General features: G+C 55.5%; 21 protein-coding genes and 1 riboswitch. Of the genes, 7 read left to right on the forward strand and 14 right to left on the reverse strand.

Annotated features, from left to right (window positions below):
• Window positions 1–290: 290 nt before the first annotated feature.
• From SOM48_RS04875 to SOM48_RS04885, 3 genes are read right to left on the reverse strand one after another with little or no spacing between them, the layout of a single operon-like run.
• Window positions 291–1,118, reverse strand: a complete 828-nt coding sequence (locus tag SOM48_RS04875) for an MBL fold metallo-hydrolase (RefSeq protein ID WP_320511537.1) — start codon at window positions 1,116–1,118, stop codon at window positions 291–293.
• A gap of 13 nt (window positions 1,119–1,131) precedes the next feature.
• On the reverse strand, window positions 1,132–1,458 hold the full coding sequence (locus SOM48_RS04880) for a hypothetical protein (RefSeq protein ID WP_128482449.1): 327 nt from the start codon (window positions 1,456–1,458) through the stop codon (window positions 1,132–1,134).
• Window positions 1,459–1,462: 4 nt separating this feature from the next.
• A complete protein-coding gene (locus SOM48_RS04885) occupies window positions 1,463–1,996 on the reverse strand; it encodes a sugar ABC transporter (RefSeq protein ID WP_320511538.1) in 534 nt (177 codons plus the stop codon).
• Window positions 1,997–2,149: 153 nt separating this feature from the next.
• Between SOM48_RS04885 and SOM48_RS04890 the strand changes: the two genes are divergently transcribed.
• Entirely contained in the window at window positions 2,150–3,049 is a 900-nt protein-coding gene (locus SOM48_RS04890; protein ID WP_320511539.1) for a LysR substrate-binding domain-containing protein, read from the forward strand.
• 96 nt (window positions 3,050–3,145) lie between these two features.
• Entirely contained in the window at window positions 3,146–3,595 is a 450-nt protein-coding gene (locus tag SOM48_RS04895) for a hypothetical protein (RefSeq protein WP_320511540.1), read from the forward strand.
• A gap of 63 nt (window positions 3,596–3,658) precedes the next feature.
• On the opposite strand, the gene SOM48_RS04900 is transcribed toward SOM48_RS04895, so the two are convergent.
• Both SOM48_RS04900 and SOM48_RS04905 read right to left on the reverse strand, forming a co-directional pair.
• On the reverse strand, window positions 3,659–4,102 hold the full coding sequence (locus tag SOM48_RS04900) for an SRPBCC family protein (protein ID WP_320511541.1): 444 nt from the start codon (window positions 4,100–4,102) through the stop codon (window positions 3,659–3,661).
• A 162-nt stretch (window positions 4,103–4,264) separates the two neighbouring features.
• A complete protein-coding gene (locus tag SOM48_RS04905) occupies window positions 4,265–4,741 on the reverse strand; it encodes a GNAT family N-acetyltransferase (protein ID WP_320511542.1) in 477 nt (158 codons plus the stop codon).
• A gap of 92 nt (window positions 4,742–4,833) precedes the next feature.
• Between SOM48_RS04905 and SOM48_RS04910 the strand changes: the two genes are divergently transcribed.
• Window positions 4,834–5,766 carry a LysR family transcriptional regulator gene (locus SOM48_RS04910; protein ID WP_320511543.1) on the forward strand — a complete coding sequence of 311 codons (933 nt, stop codon included), beginning with the start codon at window positions 4,834–4,836 and terminating at the stop codon, window positions 5,764–5,766.
• An 88-nt stretch (window positions 5,767–5,854) separates the two neighbouring features.
• Here the strand turns inward: SOM48_RS04910 and SOM48_RS04915 are convergent, their stop codons facing one another.
• The 3 genes from SOM48_RS04915 to SOM48_RS04925 form a co-directional block, all read right to left on the reverse strand.
• Window positions 5,855–7,786 carry a methyl-accepting chemotaxis protein gene (locus SOM48_RS04915; RefSeq protein WP_320511544.1) on the reverse strand — a complete coding sequence of 644 codons (1,932 nt, stop codon included), beginning with the start codon at window positions 7,784–7,786 and terminating at the stop codon, window positions 5,855–5,857.
• Window positions 7,787–8,347: 561 nt separating this feature from the next.
• Window positions 8,348–8,758, reverse strand: coding sequence for an ASCH domain-containing protein (locus tag SOM48_RS04920; RefSeq protein ID WP_320511665.1), 411 nt, complete (start codon window positions 8,756–8,758; stop codon window positions 8,348–8,350).
• Window positions 8,759–8,906: 148 nt separating this feature from the next.
• On the reverse strand, window positions 8,907–9,920 hold the full coding sequence (locus tag SOM48_RS04925; protein WP_241658801.1) for a magnesium transporter: 1,014 nt from the start codon (window positions 9,918–9,920) through the stop codon (window positions 8,907–8,909).
• Between the two features lie 55 nt (window positions 9,921–9,975).
• Window positions 9,976–10,154: riboswitch (M-box (ykoK) riboswitch) on the reverse strand.
• 426 nt (window positions 10,155–10,580) lie between these two features.
• On the opposite strand from SOM48_RS04925, the gene cspE reads away from it, so the two are divergent.
• Window positions 10,581–10,793: a transcription antiterminator/RNA stability regulator CspE gene (cspE, locus tag SOM48_RS04930; protein ID WP_042716246.1), complete on the forward strand. Its 213-nt coding sequence runs from the start codon at window positions 10,581–10,583 to the stop codon at window positions 10,791–10,793.
• Window positions 10,794–10,918: 125 nt separating this feature from the next.
• Here cspE and yajD read toward each other — a convergent pair whose 3' ends face one another.
• From yajD to SOM48_RS04945, 3 genes are all read right to left on the reverse strand, one after another.
• Window positions 10,919–11,266 carry an HNH nuclease YajD gene (gene yajD, locus SOM48_RS04935; protein ID WP_023479696.1) on the reverse strand — a complete coding sequence of 116 codons (348 nt, stop codon included), beginning with the start codon at window positions 11,264–11,266 and terminating at the stop codon, window positions 10,919–10,921.
• 165 nt (window positions 11,267–11,431) lie between these two features.
• Entirely contained in the window at window positions 11,432–12,610 is a 1,179-nt protein-coding gene (locus SOM48_RS04940; RefSeq protein ID WP_289743262.1) for an alpha/beta hydrolase-fold protein, read from the reverse strand.
• A 115-nt stretch (window positions 12,611–12,725) separates the two neighbouring features.
• A complete protein-coding gene (locus tag SOM48_RS04945) occupies window positions 12,726–13,088 on the reverse strand; it encodes a VOC family protein (RefSeq protein ID WP_128482457.1) in 363 nt (120 codons plus the stop codon).
• Window positions 13,089–13,148: 60 nt separating this feature from the next.
• Here SOM48_RS04945 and SOM48_RS04950 point away from each other — a divergent pair, with 60 nt between their 5' ends.
• Window positions 13,149–13,895: a helix-turn-helix transcriptional regulator gene (locus SOM48_RS04950; RefSeq protein WP_312479499.1), complete on the forward strand. Its 747-nt coding sequence runs from the start codon at window positions 13,149–13,151 to the stop codon at window positions 13,893–13,895.
• Here the strand turns inward: SOM48_RS04950 and SOM48_RS04955 are convergent.
• Entirely contained in the window at window positions 13,852–14,589 is a 738-nt protein-coding gene (locus SOM48_RS04955) for a type 1 glutamine amidotransferase (protein WP_320511545.1), read from the reverse strand. The two genes, SOM48_RS04950 and SOM48_RS04955, sit on opposite strands and share 44 nt — an antisense overlap.
• A 69-nt stretch (window positions 14,590–14,658) precedes the next feature.
• On the opposite strand from SOM48_RS04955, the gene SOM48_RS04960 reads away from it, so the two are divergent.
• Window positions 14,659–15,432, forward strand: coding sequence for an AraC family transcriptional regulator (locus tag SOM48_RS04960; protein WP_128482459.1), 774 nt, complete (start codon window positions 14,659–14,661; stop codon window positions 15,430–15,432).
• An 18-nt stretch (window positions 15,433–15,450) separates the two neighbouring features.
• Here the strand turns inward: SOM48_RS04960 and SOM48_RS04965 are convergent, their stop codons facing one another.
• Window positions 15,451–16,245 (reverse strand): helix-turn-helix transcriptional regulator, encoded by a 795-nt coding sequence (locus SOM48_RS04965; protein ID WP_128482460.1) that lies wholly within the window; start codon window positions 16,243–16,245, stop codon window positions 15,451–15,453.
• A 103-nt stretch (window positions 16,246–16,348) separates the two neighbouring features.
• Between SOM48_RS04965 and SOM48_RS04970 the strand changes: the two genes are divergently transcribed.
• Window positions 16,349–17,800, forward strand: coding sequence for an MFS transporter (locus SOM48_RS04970; RefSeq protein WP_320511546.1), 1,452 nt, complete (start codon window positions 16,349–16,351; stop codon window positions 17,798–17,800).
• Between the two features lie 23 nt (window positions 17,801–17,823).
• Here the strand turns inward: SOM48_RS04970 and SOM48_RS04975 are convergent, their stop codons facing one another.
• The gene (locus SOM48_RS04975) at window positions 17,824–19,269 is read right to left on the reverse strand and encodes a nucleobase:cation symporter-2 family protein (protein WP_320511547.1); all 1,446 of its coding nucleotides are present in this window, start codon (window positions 19,267–19,269) and stop codon (window positions 17,824–17,826) included.
• Window positions 19,270–19,334: the final 65 nt, after the last annotated feature.

The raw sequence follows: 19,334 nt of genomic DNA on the forward strand, positions 1-19,334 counted from the left end.
GCGGGTGTTAACGCTGGAGAGAGGCAGAAACGCGCCAACGGAACCGTGCGCGCGACATAAAAACCGGCAATGTAAGCTCGCCGAAGTGACATTGATTTTGTCACTGAAAGAGCGGGCATTCATAAGGCTGTCTCGTGATAGCTTTTTGCGAAAAGGTCGAGACAGGGAGTGATAAAAAAGAGAATGGGTAGCGAATTTTTATCCCTCGTTAGCTTCAGAGGGTGAGGAAGGAGAAGATAAATGCCTGGCGCAGCGGCATAACGTCCCTGTCCGCCAGCCAGGCTATTCACTCATTTTTCAGCGTAATCAATACGGTATCTACTCCCATCCCGAAGAATGCGGGCAAATCCTGCCTGATTTAAATGCATGCCTGCAATGAGCAGTTTTTCGCTGGCCGCTTGTTCCATTATTTTTTTCCGGGTCTCCTCGGCCTGCGCGGGATCGACGTCGAAGAGAATAGAAACAGCCGGTTGTGCTGATTGAATATGTGGGTAATGGACAATATCGCCCCATATTAATAAGCGTTCACTCCCGGAATCGATGCGAAAACCGCTATGCCCGGGGGTATGGCCTGGTAGCCATACTGGAAGAATGTCCTCAGCTATCTTTTCGCCATTGAAAAAACGGACATTCGGGGCATAGGCATCTAAGGTTTGCCGCGCCAGCAAAAAATTACGCTGCCCGCGCTCATTCGCTATTTCGCGCTTTTTATCATCCCGCCAGTGCTGCGCTTCGAGAGGGTGCAGAATAATTTCAGCGCGTTTGAAAACCGGCTCTTTTTCAGCATTGAGCAGGCCGCCAATATGATCCGGATGGCAGTGCGTTAATAAAACGCTATCGACCTCGTCAGGGCGGACACCCGCTGCGGCAAGATTGGCGGTGAGCTGCCCCGGCGCGCCTGCGCCAGCGTCGACCAGAATAACCCGACCCCGTCCGCGAATAAGGTAACTGTTTATATGAATATCGCCGGGCTTATCGATGCCGGCACCGCACTGAATAGCCTCCGCATCAGCGGTTTCAATACCTGATAACAGTTCCAGACTGGCTGACATTGTGCCGTCACTCAGCGCGGTTATCTGGAAATCGCCAATCTGGCGGAACGGAAAAGGGTGGCTCATCACGACCTCGGGGTCAGTTGCGGGCAAAAAGGTGTTCTGCTTGCGATCCAAAGCAGCGAATACGGGCCGTCAGACCAGAGGCCTGTTGCGTGGCAAGATCCACTTCACGCATAAACTTCTCCATCATTTCGGGGGTTCGCAATGGAGTGAGACGGAAAAATAGCTCGGCATAGACCGGTTGCCCGCAGCCCGGCTTTACATTGATAAATATGATATGCACGTTTTTACGTTCTGCGCCGAGGATGTCACAGCAGAGCGCGTTGCATCTGTCGGTTAACGCATCAAGGTTTTGAAACTTGTCAGCGTGGTTTTCAGAAAGATAAAAAGTCAGATTAGGCATGACGTTATGGCGTTCCTTTTTCAGTGCTCTGCAACTGCGGTGTAAGAGCCTCGTAGAGCCAGACACCGGGCATGTCCGTAAAGGGCGAAGCAACTTCAGCAGGCAAAACATAGGCAACGCGCCGAGCCGGGGTTTTATCCAGCGCCACCGCAGCCATTTCCAGGCCTCGATACCCCAGTTCTGATTCTAAAAAGCCGATTGGCGTTGCGCTCAATAGCAAAATTTCATTGCAAGCGAGGGCTGGCGCAGGGCCTTTACCGGTATAGAGGTTACGGTGCCAGTCAGTAATGCAGGCCTGCCAACGGGAAAAATTACCGCCTCCTTTTAAACGATACTCCTCACTGCTGAGCACATCCGCATCATCGACAGTGTGAATGGCAAGATAAGCCGGGCAGCCAGATTGGAGAGCACGAAAGCGTTGAGAGGTAGTAAAGCCAGTAACAGATATTAATGCGGGTAGCTTTTGCTGGCTGTAAAACGCATTCCATTCAGCCTCGCTTTCAGCATCGGTATACGAGCACTCCACGGTATAGAACATCAGCCCATCTCCACATGAGTCATAAACGCAAGCAAACAGATTTGCTCAATGATTTTTCATCATGCTACAAGCTGGTTTAGCCGCTTAAAATCGATAATATGTCATGCATCAGTGACATTTAGTCATTGAAGGTGAGAGCAAGGAGCCTCTTCTATGCGCAGAAAAATACCCAGCAGTGCATCGCTGCAGGCTTTTGATGCCGCGGCACGGCACGGAAATTTTGCCCGGGCGGCAGAGGAGCTATCGTTAACGGAAGGGGCGATTAGCCGTCAGATTGCGCGCCTTGAAGCGCTACTGAACTGTAAACTCTTTGACCGCGTGGGAAGCCGGGTAAAGCTTAATCCGCTTGGCGCGCGCTACGCACATCACGTGCGTGAAACCCTCGATCGGCTGGAAAGAGATACGCAATACATAATGGGCATGCCGCAAGGCAGTAAAAGCCTGGATATCGCTGTCCTGCCGACCTTTTCCAGCCGCTGGCTGATTCCCCGCCTGAACAGCTTTAACGCGTTGTTTCCGGATATCACTTTAAATATCGCCGCCAGAACGGATCCTTTTATTTTGCCCGGCAGCGGTTTTGACGCCGTTATTCATTTTGAACATTCCGCGTGGGCAGGCATGCGGATGCAGTTTCTGTTTCAGGAAAATCTGCTGCCGGTTTGCCATCCTGCACTCTTGACTCATGATGACGTCAATCAGCAGTTAAACGCTCTTCCGCGCATTCACCGCCGACAGAATCCCGATGCATGGCATCGCTATGCGCAAGAGAGCGGAATAGACCTCGATAACCCGGCGCAGGGCGCACGCTACGATCTGCATGAAATGGCCATCGCGGCCGTGATGGCGGGGCAGGGCGTCGCGTTGGTTCCGCGTATGTATATCGAGAATGAGTTGCGCTGCGGCACGCTTGTTTCACCGTGGCCTGCATCAGAAAGCCTGAGCAAAAGATTTTGTTTAGTAAAACCGACGGAGACGGGAATCAATGAAGCCGCGCTGGAGAGTTTTGAAGGCTGGTTGCTGGCGGAAATGAATAGGCTCGGCAGCAGCGATTGAGAGTGAACTGTGGCGTTACGTTTGTTGTTTTATTGGTATTAAATGCACTTTATATGTTCTGAGAAGGTTTGTACCACCGAAGACCTGGAGAAGTATATGCAGCAAATTTTTGCTTTTTTTATGTTAATTGTTACCGTCGCTCTGTTTTGGAGGCTAATGAGATCCTTCTATAAATCATTACGTCATCCGAAAAAAATCATTACGGAGAGCAACGGGCTAAAGAAAGTTTCCACGCCACCGTCATTGTTCGGTTTATTCGCATCTCGCACGCTCTATTACTACGATGATGAGTTTTTTTATCAGATTAAGGAAACGGTGAAGCTTAAAGTTCCGCTTGCAAAAATAGTACGGGTGAAGCCGGGCTACATGAGGGTCAATAACAGACGAAACTGGGTGGTGACATGGCAGAGCGATGGCGCGGAAAAACAGGTCAGTTTTTATCACAACATTACCCTCTTCAACCATAATTTCGCTGATTTTTTACGCGCGGTTAAAGAAGCGAATCCGCAGGCAGAAGTGAAAGAAATCTCCTCTTCTTCTCTCTGAATAAATATCCGCTTTCTCTGTTCCTGGCGGGCATTACGCCCGCTTTGCTTGAGGCCCGACAGATTATTGCTTTGCAATGTTTGGTTCGGTTTCAGCCAGGTATTTCGCCAGCCCTGCCATTACCTCCGGGAAGTCGGCGCTAATTCCTTCGCCGAAAGCCTGCGCGTCCGGGCCTTCTGTGCTGATGGCATAGACAACCCGGCTCTGGTCGCTGCTTAAGGGTTCAATTCGGTGTTCCACAACGACGCGGGTTTGATCCACCCAGGTCTCATCAATAAAGTATTTTCCGTCGCAGACATCCACGAGCTGGCTGCGGATGCTGTCACCGTCCGGCAGTTCCATCGTGAACCAGCTTCCTGTTACAAATGGCCCCTCGGCGTGAATGGCTTTCACGCCAGCATTCCATCGTTTCCAGTTCGCTGTGTCGATAAATGCCTGCCATATCGCTTCAGGGCTGCAGTTGATGGTGAGCGTATAGGCGTGATGCCAGACGTTATCTGTGCGCATATTTTTCTCGTTAGATTCAGGAAATGAATAGTACCCGCTATACCTATAATCCAGCGCCGCTCACCAGGTCAAACCACCTGTCGCTGTTTGTTGCTGTTACGACAAAAATCACCGTAGCGGAGTGAGGCTTTATGCCCGTCACGCTGCTGCGGTGTGCGCCATTTATTCAGCAAACTTCAGCAGCGCATCGCCATCAAGGCGGTAGCGTACCCATTCAGATTGCGGCAGCGCGCCAATGCTCAGGTAAAAATCAATGGCCGGCTGGTTCCAGTCGAGCACGCTCCACTCAAGGCGGCCGCAGCGGCGCTGCACGGCATATTGCGCAATCTGCTTCAGCATCGCTCTGCCCGCACCCTGGCCGCGATAATCCGGGGAGATATAGAGATCTTCCATATAGATACCGTTGCGGCCAAGCCAGGTGGAGTAGCTGGTGAAGAAGACGGCATAACCGACGGTTTTACCCGCGATTTCACAGATTAACGCTTCGGTATTGCTGCCCGCGCCAAAAAGCGTCTGGCGGATCTCATCGGGGGTAGTGACCACCTCTTGCGGCGCTTTTTCATACACGGCCAGTTCATAAATCATATCGTAAATAGCGGATGCGTCTTCCGGGCAGGCCGGGCGAATAGTGAGGCTCATCGGTTTTCCTGTTCGTTCAGTCAAGAGGTGAGATTGCTGGCGCTAAGCATAAGGGGTATTGTCTGAAGAATTAAGTGCAATGAAATCACACAATGATGAATATTATGCATCCGGCGCTGCGGCGTCTTGATCTCAATCTGCTGCCGGTTTTTGATGCTGTATACCGTTACCGCTCGGTGCGCCTTGCGGCGGATGAACTGGCGATGAGCACCTCGGCGCTGAGCCATGCGCTCTCACGGCTGCGCACCGCGCTCAACGATCCGCTCTTTTACCGGGAAGGGCACCGCATGTGCCCCAGCGTCTATGCCACCCAGCTCGCGCCTTCGATCGCCTCGGCACTGAAATTCCTTAACCAAGAGCTGACGCCGCAGCCGGAGTTCTCACCCGCTACCACGACGGAGCGTTTGCAGATCGCCATCACCGATTTCACCGCTTTTTGCATCTTCCCCGCGCTGATGGAGAAACTGCAATACGACGCGCCCGGTCTCGGTTTTGATCTGGTTTACTTGCCGCACAGCCCGGCGCTCACTGAATTACTGGCCGGCGAGATCGATCTGGCGCTGGGCTTCAGCACGCCGGATGAAGCTCGCCATCCGGAACTGGATGAGATCGACTGGTTCAGGGATGAGTATGTCGTTATCAGCAACAAGAGCCGCTCCGCGCTGACGCTTGAGGATTATCTTGCTGCGCGGCATCTGGTGGTGACGCCGTGGAATGAGAAGCGGGGGGTGATTGATTTACAGCTTGAGCAGATGGGGTACAGGCGGCAGATAGCAATCAAAACGCCGTCGATGCTGAGCGCGCCATTTATCGTCGCCCAGAGCGACTTGCTGATGGCGATCCCGCGTTTTGCCGCCGAGAAAGTGATGCCCGCCGTGGATATCACGCTCTTTGCCCTACCTTTCGACATCGCGCCGTTTGAAGTGAAGATTTACTCCCATAAACGCAGCGGCAAGCGAGGCGCGACAAGCTGGTTGCAGGCGATGCTGCAAACGCTGGCGCAGGAGATAAAAAGCGGGCGGTGAAACAGGGGAGAGGAGAGGACGCCGCCTGGCGATGCGGGCGGCGTCGGAGTCGATTGCCCAGAACGGGTTCATTCTGAGCAGCAGCGGGTTACTGCGTTTTGAAGACGGCAACCAGCTGGCGCAGGCGCGCCGCGCGCTCGGCGAGATCGTCTGCCGAAGAGGCTGACTGCTGAACCAGCCCGGCGTTTTGCTGGGTCACCTGATCCATCTGGCTGACCGCGATATTAATCTGCGATACCCCGGAGCTCTGCTCGGCAGAAGAGGCGGAGACTTCGTTGATCAGCATTGAGGTCTGCTCGATTGCGCTGACGCTCTGCTTCACTTTGTCACCGGCGTTTTCCGCCATCTTAATGCCCGACTGCGCGTCGCTCACCGAGTTTTCAATCAGCTCTTTGATCTCTTTCGCTGCCACAGCCGAACGCTGCGCCAGGGCTCTCACCTCAGAGGCGACAACGGCAAATCCTTTACCGTGCTCGCCCGCACGGGCCGCTTCAACTGCGGCGTTCAGCGCCAGGATATTGGTCTGGAAGGCGATGCCATCAATCACCGCGATGATCTCTTCAATCTGACCGGCGCTGTTGCTGATCTTGTGCATCGAGGCCAGCACAGACTCCATCGCTTCACCGCCGAGCAGCGCGGCACTGGTTGCCGAGCCTGCCATCGACGCGGCATGGCGGGTATTGTCCGCATTCTGCTGAATAATTGAGGCGAGTTGCTCCATACTGGCGGCAGTCTGCGCCAGCGAAGCGGCCTGCTCCTCGGTGCGCGAGGAGAGATCGCTGTTGCCGCTGGCGATCTCTTCAGAGGAGGTCGCAATGGTCACGGCGTTGTTTTTAATATCATTCACCAGCGATGAGAGGTGTTCGCTCATCTTCATCAGGGACTGCAACAGCGCGCTCATCTCATTACTGCCGGTGACGGCAATACGGGAGGTGAGATCGCCAGTTGCCACTTCCTGCGCGATGCGCGCCGCTTCATTAACCGGGCCGGTAATCGAGCGAATGATAAATACCGTCAGGGTAATACCCAGCAGTGCGCTGAAGATCAGCACCGCCAGCAGGGTGATCTGTGCGCTACGCTGCGCCGAAATCTGTTTAGTTAACTGCTGCGAGAGCTCATCGCTCATGCCGTTACCCAGCACGGTGAAGTTGTTAATGGCTTCGGTAAAGATCGCCACATACTCCGTTGGTGCCATCGGCGGGCGCGAGTGGGTGATAAAGATCTCTCGGGCCGTAGAGAGCGCCTGCGTTGCGCCCTGAACAGCACCTTCCGTTTTACGACCAAACAGATTGCGGATCTCTTCGTTGCCGCCCAGGTATTTCTTCATACCGACGTCAAACAGCTGCAGCGCTTTTTCGCCGTTGCCGATCTGAAACTCCATGCGGGCATTGTCGGTCTCGCTGATGCCATCTTTCTTCGCCAGCAGGGAGGTGCCGCTGGCGCGGATTTGGCCCAGGGTCTCGGTCAGCTCAGGCAGGTGAAAGAGCGCCGCCGTAATCAGTTGCGAGGTATCTAAATCAGGATCCAGCGACAGGCCATAAAAATCCAGCACGTCGATATTAAAGTCCAGCAGGCTGCGGATAAGCGCAGCATGGGAGACCAGGCTTTCTGGCGCGGTCAGGCTGCGGCTGTCGATCTGGTTTTGCAGCGCCTGCCACTGCTGATTGACCTTATCGAGCTGCTGTAGAGGGTGTGCCTCCGGGCTTTCAGCGACGATATCTTTTCTGATCTCATCAGCCAGCACATTGATCTGGTCACGCAGCGCAATACGCGGCGGATAAGCAGGGTTCCCTTGCGTAACTGCAATAGCGGACTCGGCGCGGTGGCGCTGGATCAGGTTAAGCAGCTTTAACAGCTTTTTCTCAACCGGAATCGCCTTCAATTCAACCTGTTTGGCCTGCACTTTCTGGCTGCTTTCATTTACAAATAAAGCAGTCGGCAGTGCAAAGAGGAGAAGCGAAATGATACCCAGCACCATAAACTTCGTGGAGAGGTTAATTTTATTTAATAGGCTTTTCATTTTTACCCTGGTGATTGTAATGTTTTAAATAGCATCAATAAAATGGTTAATGCGCTCATGATAAAAATTACCCCCCTGTATTCAGGAGGTTTTAATTTAAAGAAAGCTGGCGACAAAGGAATTATAGATACGCATGGTGAATTGTCCATGAAGTAAATTGTTTAAATTTTCTAATTAAAAATAATGCTTAATTTAATTTATAATCAATGGCTTACGCGTGTGTAATGCTGGGGTTTTGCTGAAAGCATTCACTTGGCTTAACGGTTTGTTTTTATTTTATAAAAAGCATAAAGTTTTAATTTTTAGCGCCGATAACCACCCCTTTAATTTATTTTTTGTGGATTTGATAATTGAATAATAAGTCGGGTGGTGATTATATTTATGATAATGAGTCGCAATTAAAAAATAAGCTTACGCAAAGTAATGCTATTTAATAATAGTTACTAAATTAATTTCTATATTAGCCACAATGAATTATTGGCTCATTATTAATGTGGTTATAGGGTGTAGAGCAGGTTTTATAGAAGTAACTTAATTAAACGCCGCATGATGCGGCATTATTTAAACTCGCTCAACGACTTCAAACTCTTCTGCCACCAGCTCCATCTCTTCAGAGAAGATCCCGGCTGCGCTGAAAAAGCGCTGATGCTCTTTACGCCAGTATTCGAGGCTTAAGTCGCCTTCACCCTCTTTACGGGCAAACGCGTCGGTGACATCACAAAAGCGCGTCAGGCGCAGCGAGATGATGCGGATCACGCACACCGGCTCATCCCGGCCGTTAAGAATAATATTGTAACTGCCCAGTTTGGGCGCGGGATCTTCTGCCTGCCAGCAAGCGAATGAACCGCAGGAGGCGGTTTTGATGCCGCTGGCGACTAACGTTGCCAGTTCATCAGCCAGCGCCGGGCTGTCGCCGATCTGCCACGCCTGCGCGCCGGGGTACTTTGCTTTTAATTGTTCGAGCGTGCTCATCATAAAACCTTTTTTAACAGTCTGTTAACGGTTGACGATAGCACGTCTTGATGCGCAATGAATGCGCCGAAAATTGGGGGGAGGGGGCAGGGAAAGCGCCGACGGATTAAGCCAGCGCGTTCAGGAAAGAGAGAAGAGTGAAGTTATTTCAGCTCAGCCCAAGAAAATATTGCGCAATTTTGAAGTAGATAATCAGGCCGGTGCCGTCTATCAGCGTGGCAATAAACGGCGCGGAGACCACCGCCGGATCGATACCGACGCGTTTAATCACCATCGGGATCACGGAGGAGACTACCGCGCTCCAGAGCGTAATGCAGAGCAGCGTCAGGCTGACAATTAAGGTGATCTCCGGGCCGATGCCCATCATCCATGCGCGCAGGCACCCGGCAGCGGCAAGGGTGACGGCAATCATCAGCGCGGTAGTCATCTCTTTACGGATCACCCGGCCCATGTCGGCCATCCTCACTTCGCCCAGCGCCATCGCACGCACCAGCGTAGAGGTGATTTGCGTTCCGCTATTCCCCCCCGTACCGATCAGCAGCGGAATGAAGAACGCCAGCGCAATCGCCGATTCCAGCGCCTCTTCAAAGTGCTGGATCACGCTGCTGGTATAGGCTTCTGCGACAAACAGCAGTAACAGCCAGAGCGCGCGTTTTTTCCATAATCCGACCGGGCTTATCTCCAGATACGACTTTTCCAGCGGCAAGGTTGCGCCCTGGCGCTGGGCATCCTCCGTCGCTTCATCGGCAAGCAGGTGGGCAATCTCTTTCTCTGCCAGACAACCGACCAGCCTGCCGTGCTCGGTGACCGGAATCAGCGTCATTCCCCGGCTTTCGATCAGCCGGGCGGTTTCATGGCGCGTATCATCAGGCGCGGCGTGAACCAGATCGCTGGTCATTAAAGAGGTAATGGGCTTCGCGACATTCTCCTCCTGCAACAACGCTCTGATGGGCAGAGCGCCGCGCAGCATCGCACCGCATACGATAAAGACGTATGTCGGAAAAAAGTCATCGCTAATCTGTTGCAGAAATGTCGAGCGACCCTCTTCAACGGTCAGATCGTCAGAGAGTGCAATAAAGTCGGCAGACATATAGTGGGCAAGCTTATCGCCAGCCTGATGCGCCTCTGGATAGTGTGCGCCGTGAGTATAAATATGTGACATACAACGTTCCCTATAGAAAACTGCTTACAGGGCGAACAAAACAGGAAGATATAGAAGAAGATCCCTACGTCCCGGTTTTAGCACTGAGCAACGTATCCGCGATAAACACGCCGGAAGTTACCTTGGCAACACCTTGATTCGATGGATGCCTGTATTTCCCTGTGTGGTCTCTCTCGACACCATCAGGGCGGTAACTTGTTTTTGCTCAGGAGCCTCGCCATAACAAGATCGAACTGCGGGCGGGAGTATACCCCTATATTTAAGGGGGGATAATGTGAACGTGCAGATGATTGAGGGAGCGTTTAAGTTCGCAAAAACGTTCCTGAATGAGACGATAAATACAAAAAGTTTGCCGTTTGGCTTAAGCGGCTGAAGCCGCGCCACTCAAGCCTTCCGGCTTCTACAGGCAGCCGTCCAGGTGTGTAAGCGGTTAAAATAATTAAACTTAAACGTTGCCAAAAGAAATTTGCTGTGTCTTAATAGCGCCATCGGTTTGGAAGACAGACCTTATGAAAGCAGTTTTAGTAAAGCAGTCCTCAGTTCAAGAGTTATCCAAAGATACCCTTCTTCGTGAGCCTCCTCCTAAGTGCCAAATAAGATACTCTCTAATTACAGGCCATTATCGCCGCGCTAAGTGGCTCATCTATTAAGGAATTATCTATGTCTAATAAAATGACTGGTTTAGTAAAATGGTTCAACTCTGATAAAGGTTTTGGCTTTATCACTCCGGACGACGGCAGCAAAGATGTATTCGTACACTTCTCTGCAATCCAGAGCGACAACTACAAAACCCTGGATGAAGGTCAGAAAGTTTCCTTCACCATCGAAAACGGCGCTAAAGGCCCTGCAGCTGGCAACGTTACTGCCCTGTAAGCCGCGCTGATTATCAGCAAGCCTTACAACCGCGATGACGGCGATAGCCTGAGCAGTAAGCGCAACTGATAATGAAAAAAAACCCGCCACGAGCGGGTTTTTTATTGCCTGAATTTCACGCAACCTTACTTCTTCTTGCCCAGCATCGACTTTAAATCCGCAAACGGGTTGTAGGTCGCCGCGCCCACATCTTTTTGCGCATCCTCTCCCGCAATCACGTTAGTACCGTACTGATCCGCTTCGGTGTATTTCGAGTGCTCATGATCGTGGCAAAACAGACACAACAGCTCCCAGTTGCTGCCATCTTCCGGGTTATTGGTGTGATCGTGATCGATATGATGAACCGTCAATTCACGCAGGTTTGAGTAAACAAACTCCCGCGAGCAGCGCCCGCATACCCACGGATAGATTTTAAGTGCTTTTTCACGATAGCCGCTTTCCAGCCGCGCGTAGTTTTTAGGGATTAAAGCCATTACCGACATTACCTGTTTTTTAGAAGAGGGTATTTGTTGACGCAGGCTAGCCTGCCTGGCCTGCGAGTTCAACCTATTCTCTTCCCCGGCGCGCGATAGCAAAAATCTCAGGCAAGCAGCAGGGGCAGATTAGCGCCTTCCCGGGGGATGAGAAGGCGCTTGCCGTTACTTAAACACTTTCTGCACAAACTCGGCGTAGGCCGGGCGCCAGACATCCATCTCATGATTGAGGCCCGGGTACATTTTGTAGTCGAAATGGACGCCCTTGCTCTCCAGCTCCGTTTTCAGACCGGCGATATCCTTGCCGGTAACGGAGTCTTTTTCGCCAACCACCACGGTGAAGTTATGCAACTGCTTATTCACCGCCTGGGCATTATCGAGCTGGCGGGTAATTCCGCTATCCGGCACCGTTGCGGTGGTCACGCCGCTGAAGGTCGCCAGCCAGCCAAAGTGCTCAAGATGGTGCATACCGGAGTAGAGCGCCTGGAATCCGCCCTGCGATAAGCCCGCCAGCGCGCGCCCGTCGGCATCTTTGCGCACGTTAAAGCGGCTATCAATCAGCGGAATAATGTCCTGCATCAGTTCACGGTCAGCGGCCTGCGCATTCAGCGGATAGAACTCCTTACGCCGCTCTTTCGGCGGGAAGTTCTCCGGGATCGCCTCAGTAATATCCGTCTCCGTATCCGGCACCACCACCAGCATCGGTTTGATTTTTCCCTCCGCCAGCAGGTTATCCATGATTTGCGGCAGGCGGCCCTGGTCAATCGCCGACAGGCCGGTATCGCCAAAGCCATGATAGAAGTAGAGCACCGGCAGCGGCTCGCCTTTGCCGTCATAACCCGGCGGTGTCCAGACATACATCCGGCGCTCGGCGCCCAGCGCTTTCGCGTGGTAGGTAACCGTGCGCAGATCGCCATGCGCCACCGCGCGATCGTCAAGAATCGAGCCCGGCACCAGAATCAAACTGGTGTTCACCTGGCGCTGCGGTTTCTGAAAACGGCTGCCGGTATCGACCGAGCGGAAACCATCTACGTCGAAGTAATACTCATAGAGGTTGGGTGTCAGCACCTCGCTTTTCCACGACCAGACGCCGCGCTCATCTTTATCCATATCATGCGAGACGTAGCTGTCCGGGCTGGAGCCGGTTACCACCGAGACGCGCTTTGCGCCCGGAGCAAAAAGGCGAAAGGTGACGCTCTTATCGGCGTTGAGTTGCGTAATGTAGTGACTGACCGGCACCGATTGATCTGGCGTGACCGGAAGCGGCGCAGCCAACGCGGGTAGCGTCGAGGCGCCGAGCAGGGCGGAAATAGCGAGTGTCAGGCAGGCGAGGTTTCGTTGCATTGTTGATCCTTTTTATCGTTATAAGGCGCGTTCACCGGGCATCAAGCACTAAGCCCGGCGAACATCCGGTAAGGGATAAAAACAATACCATCTCCCGGGGCTGCGAACAGCCCGCTTAATCCGGAATGCAAACCCGGATGCGGTGACCGTCGGGATCGCGGGCGACAAAGGTCCGGCCGAAAACCGCCTGCGCGGGCGGCTGCTCCATCTCAACGCCCAGCGCCAGCCACTGCTGATAAAGCGCATCAACTGCCGCGCTATCCTGCACCATAAAACTCATCTCCATGCGGTTACCTTCGCCACCGGAGAGAAAATCCGCGGCGCGGGTGGACCATAATCCGAGGTTAAGCCCGTTGGCAAATGAGAACGCCGCCCAGGTGGGCAGCACCACATCGGGTGCTTGCTGAAACAGCGTCTGGTAAAAATCGCTGCTGCGTTGTGGGTCGGAAACATACAGGATGAATAAATTCGGTATCATTGGGCACTTCTCTCCTCAAGGTAATGGGGAGATGACTATCGCAGGGAGGAGTGACAAAACATGTCAGCATCAGGACCAGCGCGTGCCGCAAGATTGCTCGCGCTTTTGCAAATCCTTGCCCGCCACCGCTATCCGGTGAGCGGCGCAAGCCTGGCGGAGGAGCTGTCCATCAGCCTGCGCACGCTCTATCGCGATATCGCCTCGCTGCGCGCGCAGGGCGCGGATATTCAGGGCGAAGCAGGCACCGGTTATGTGCTTGCTCCGGGCTATCTTCTGCCGCCAATGATGTTTACCCCGGAGCAACTGGATGCGCTGGCGCTCGGCCTGCGCTGGGTGGCGACCTATGGCGATGCGGAGATTGGCAAGGCGGCCAACGAGGTGGCGGGCAAAGTGATGCAGAGCATCCCGCCGCCGATGCAATCGCTGTTTGAACACGCCACGCTGCTGGTAGGCAGGGCAGAAACGGCGGTGGAAAGCGAGCACGTTGCCGGGCTGCGCGCCGCCATCCGTCGACAGTTGAAAGTGAGCATTCGCTATACCGACCGCCAGGGAAACACCAGCGAGCGCGTGATCTGGCCTTTCGCCCTCGGCTACTTATCCCGCGATCTGTTGCTCGCCGCATGGTGCGAAACCCGCGGCGATTTTCGCCACTTTGCCGTGGCGCAGATTGAGAGCTTGCAGCAGCTTGCGTGCGCCGCTCCCCATTCGCGCCAGCGCCTGCTGCGTATGTGGCGCGAGGCAGGTCGCGATACGCTTGATGAGATCAGTGGCGCAGCGCCTGCGTTGCGTCTTGATAGTACGCCGTAAGCTTATCGAGAAACTGGCACAGAATATCGTTCATCTCGCGGTAATCATGGGCGCGCAGCGCTTCAGCCGTTTCGACAAAACGGAACTGCGCGGCGCGGCTCAGATCCGCTTCGGAGTGAGCGATAAGCTGCTCGACCACCTCTGGCGTTAACTCCATATGGCACTGGAAGCCGAACACGCGATCGCTGTAGGCGACAATCTGTCGCGGGCATCCTTCACTGAAGGCGAGCACCTGCGCGTCTGCCGTCAGGCCCGGCATATCGTTATGCCAGTGCCCGACCGCCAGCGTTTCAGGGAAATGGGCAAACAGCGGGTGATTTTTGCCGGCCGCGGTCAGCGTAATGGGGAATTTACCGATCTCCTTCTCGGGGCTGTGTGCGAAAGCAGCGCCCAGCGCCTCGCCAATTAATTGTGACCCCAGGCAGATGCCGATCACCGCTTTTCCGCCCGCGATCGCCGCAGCAATAAGCGCCTGCTCGGCGCGGGCATCAAAATGGGGACACTCTGCCTGCGTGGTATGCGGATCCTGAGGGCCGCCCATAATAATGAGCAGGTCAAAGCCGTCAGCCGTGGCCGGAAGCGCATCGCCCGCATAGACGCGGGAGTGGCTAACCTGGTAACCGCGCTGCTGCGCCCAGCTTTCATAGGCACCGGGCGCTTCAAAACTTTCATGAACGATAAAATGAACCCGCATTGATGTTTGCTCCAGATTGCGATGGGGTGATATAACCCGGCAATCATAAATGCAGGTTTTGAATCTCAAATGCCAAACAGCATAGATAAAGCGCCAAGACATGATGACGCCATTGGCTGGTCAAACCTTGCCAGAGGCTATCAGCGTGGAGAGATCGATCCGCCCCATTACCATCTGGAAGGGCAACTGCTGTTTGCCACCCGTGGCGTGTTGCTGGTAGAGACCGGCGAGCGCCGCTGGGTGATCCCGCCGCAGCGCGCGTTATGGCTGCCACCGTTACAGGAGCATAGCTATACGCTGCTCTCGCAGACCGACCTGCGCACCCTCTACTTCAGCCGCTCGCTGATCGCCGAATGCAGCAACTTCACCAAGAGCGAACTGGTGCATGTGATTGGCGCGACGCCACTGGTGAAAGAGCTGATTGCGGGGCTGTTCAGCCATGAGTACAAAGCGCCAAGCCAGCGGAGAATGGCGCTGCTGTTGCTGGAAATCCTCAGCGAAACAGAACACCTTGCCGCCGAACTTCCCCTGCCGCAGGACGAACGCCTCGCCCGCGCCGCCAATGAATTACTGATCGGTCAGCGCTGGGACGCGTCGCTGAGCGATCTGGCCCACATTGCAGCGATGTCGGAACGCACCTTTTCGCGCCAGTTTATCCGCGATACCGGTTTTAGCTTCAGAAGCTGGAAGCAGCGGGCACGCATCTGCGCCTCGCTGGATCTGCTCTCTAACGGCATTCCGGTGAAGCAGGTCGCTTACCAGCTCGGCTTTTCCTGTCCCGCCGCTTTCACCGCGGCCTTCCGGGCGATTCTTGGCGCAACGCCGCACGAGTTTTTGCCCTGACCTGCTTCCCGTTATTCGCTACCCGGCTTCTTGCTGTTGTTGGGCATAAACCACCAGCCGCAGGTGGCGATCTTCGTCGATAATCAGCGTGGTGTGCTCGAATGGCACGGAATGCTGATCAATCCACAAATGGCGCAGCCCGTTGCACGGAGCATGTACATCATGCTGCCGCCACCAGCCGCTGAACTCTGGCGACACGCGCTCCAGTTCATCTACCAGTTCGACAATATCGGTGCTCTGGCTGGCGCGGGCGAAGTCGCGGCGAAAGCTCGACAGCATCAGCGGAGCCTGCTCATGCCAGGCGACAAAACGCTCCTGCAGCAGCGGATCGGTGAACAGCAGCCAGAGCAGGTTACGCCGCTCGGGCGCGTGGCGACTGAAGCCGAAAAGCGCGTCTGCCGGGGCGTTAAAGCCCAGCACATCCCAGCGCAGGTTGAGCACAAAGGCGGGGTGGGGGAGATCGTGCATCAGGCGGCGCACCAGCGGCGGCAGTACGCACCAGGTTTTGCCCGGTTCGGCCGGTGGGCGCGCGTGGGTGAGCATAAAGAGATGACGGCGCTCGGCCGCATCGAGTTTCAGCACCCGCGCGAGGTTGTCGAGAAACTGCGCCGAGACGCCAATATCGCGCCCCTGTTCAAGCCAGGTGTACCAGGTTAAACCGACCCCGGCCAGCGCTGCCACCTCTTCGCGCCGCAGCCCCGGCGTGCGGCGTCGGTTGCCGCTCGGCAGGCCGACATCGGCGGGCGACAGGCGCTGGCGGTGCGCACGTAAAAAGGCCGCCAGATCGGGGCGGGTTCGTTCCAGAGTTCGCATCTCGGCTCTCGTTGCTAAAAGTAATAGTATAAATGGTTAAATTGTAACGGCTTAATGAAGCAGGGAGAATCGTCGCACACTCCGCTGATAATGGAAATGCGTTATGAAATCCTCATCTTGTGCTGCGATCCCCTGTGATCGCACTCCCGCCGCTGCGCCGCCGTGGGCTGGCTTAGCCGTGCTGCTGCTGGCAGGCTTTGTCACCATTTTCGATCTCTTTGTGGTGAACGTCGCCATCCCGAGTATGCAGAGCGGGCTGGGTGCCAGCTTTGCGCAAATCAGCTTTATCGTCGCAGGGTACGAGCTTGCCTTTGGCGTATTGCTGATCACCGGCGGGCGGCTTGGCGATCGCTTTGGTCGCCGTCGCCTCTTTGTCTTAGGTATGGCGGGCTTTACCCTCGCCTCGGCACTCTGTGGCCTGGCACCAGGCAGCGAGACGCTGATTGCCGCCCGCGTGTTGCAGGGGCTCGCAGCGGCGCTGCTCTTTCCGCAGGTCTACGCCTCGATTCGCGTTAACTTTGACGGTAACGACCGACGCCACGCGTTTGGCCTGCTCGGCATGACGCTGGGGCTGGCGGCGATTGCCGGGCAAGTGTTGGGCGGCGGGCTGATTCACGCCGATCTCTTTGGCCTGGGCTGGCGCACTATTTTTCTGATTAACATCCCGGTTGGCGTGATTGCCATCGTTGCGGCTCGCGCTATTCCCGAATCTTTCGCGCCGCAAAAACCGCTGCTCGATGGGCGCGGCGTGCTGCTAATTAGCACCGCGCTCGCACTGTTACTGGTGCCGTTGATCGAGGGGCCAACCCAGGGCTGGCCCGCGTGGACGCTCTGCTCACTGGGCGCGGCAGCGGCGATGTTAGTACTCTTTTATCGCCAGCAGGAGCAGCGTCGGATTGCAGGCTTATGGCCGCTGGTGGATATGCGCCTGCTGGCGCAACGCCATGTCGCGCTCGGCGTAATGCTGGTGTTGCTGGTCTACTCCACCTCCAGCTCCTTCTTTCTCTGCTTTGCCCTGCTGGTGCAAAACGGGTTTGGGCTGGACCCGTTACAGGCGGGGCTGATTTTTGCACCCTGTAGCGTCGGTTTTGTGCTGGCATCACTCGCCGCACCGAGGCTGGTGGCGCGCTGGGGGATCCGGGCGATTATCGGCGGGGCGCTGATCTACGCGCTGTTTATTGCCGCGCTGATTGCCCAGGTGGCGATGGCGGGGGCGCAGCTGAACCCCGTTACCCTGATCCCGGTGCTGGTGATTGTCGGCGCCGGGCAGGGGGCGATCATGACGCCGCTGCTCAATCTGGTGCTCGGCTACGTTGACGAAGCGCAATCCGGCATGGCGTCCGGCATCATCTCCACCGTCCAGCAAGTCGGTGCCGCGCTGGGCGTGGCGGTAGTGGCGATGCTGTTCAATGCCGCCCTGAGCGATGCCGGGTCAGTTGCGCAGGCGGGGCAGTACGCATCGGCGTTTGTCGCGGGCATGCTCTGTAATCTGGCCGTCTCGGTGGCGATCTGCCTGCTGTTACTGGCGCTGGGCACGCAGCGGCGGGCAGTGTAGGGCAGCCCGCCGGGGCGAGTGCATCACGCTTTCTCCTGCCGCTCTTTTTGCACTTTGCGCAGCAGCAGCCACATTCTCACCGTGCGCACCGCCACATTGCGCGCGGCGGCGCTGGGCGGCAGCGGATCGGGGGAGGGGGCGTTGTGGGAGAATTTAAACGGCGCGCTGCCGTTGAGGGTCAGGTTGGCGACAATCGCCGTCAGCGTGCCGATGGTGATGCCGCTGTGCATAAACAGCTGCACCGTTGGCGGAAACTGGGTAAACAGCGTCGGCACCAGCACCGGCATCATCCCCAGCCCGAGCGTCAGCGCCACCACCATACCGTTATTGTTGTTGCGATAATCGACTTGCCCGAGGGTGCGAATGCCCGAGACGGCAACCATGCCGAACATCACAATCCCCGCGCCGCCCAGCACCGGTTTGGGGATTAACACCACCAGCGCCGCCAGTTTGGCAAACAGCCCCATCAACATCAAAATCACGCCCGACATGGCAACCACAAAGCGGCTGCGCACGCCGGTGAGGCCGATAAGCCCGACGTTTTGCGCAAAGGCGGCATAGGGGAAGAGGTTAAACAGCCCGCAGATCATGGTTGCCAGCCCACAGGTGTTAAGGCCGTTACGCAGCATCCGCGCATCGACGTTTTTACCGACAATATCGCCGGTCGCCATCATCGACGACATGGTTTCCACCATCACCACCACCATTACCATCGACAGCAGGGCGACGGGCAGCAGGTGAAACTCCGGTTTCGCAAACGGCAACGCCTGCGGCAGATGCAGCCAGGGCGTCGCCTGCACCAGCTGAAAATCGAGCGGTTTAAACACGCTCCACAGTAGCGTGCCGACCACCAGTCCAATCAGCACCGAGGTGTTTTTAATCACCCCGGAGGCGAAGGTGTAGATATTGAGGATCACCACCAGTGTCACGGCGGCCATCAGGAGCGAAATCAGGTCGCCAAAGCCGTGCATATCGCTTGCGCCGCCGCCGACCCAGCCACCGGCGACGGGGAGAATCGACAGGCCGATAAGCGTGACGATACTGCCCATCACCACTCTGGGGAAAAAGCGGATCAGCTTACTGATCCACGGCGCGCAGCAGAGGATAAAGATCCCCGAGATAATCACCGCCCCGGAGATGCCGCCGAGGCCATACTCCTTACCAATCAGCACCATCGGGATCAGCGCGGCGAAGGTGCAGCCCTGGATCAACGGCAGCCGACAGCCAAGCCACTGCGTCACCCCCAGCGACTGCATCAGCGTTGCGCCGCCGCAAATAAACAGATCGGCGCTGATAAGCAAAATAATCTGTTCCGCAGGCAGCCCGACCGCGTTGCCCACCACTAGCGGCACCGCCACCGCACCGGCATACATCACCAACACATGTTGCAGGCCATAAAAGAACATCTGCGTAACGGGCAGAACCTCATCAACGGACGCGGCCGAAGCCGCCATAGCACTCTCTTTCATGAGTTCTCTCTCCTGTGCGGATCGGGCAAACCACTCAACCCTACCGTGTAGCGCCTGCCCGCCCG

The sequence above is a fragment of the Kosakonia sp. CFBP8986 genome (assembly GCF_034044935.1).
GTDB lineage: Bacteria > Pseudomonadota > Gammaproteobacteria > Enterobacterales > Enterobacteriaceae > Kosakonia > Kosakonia cowanii.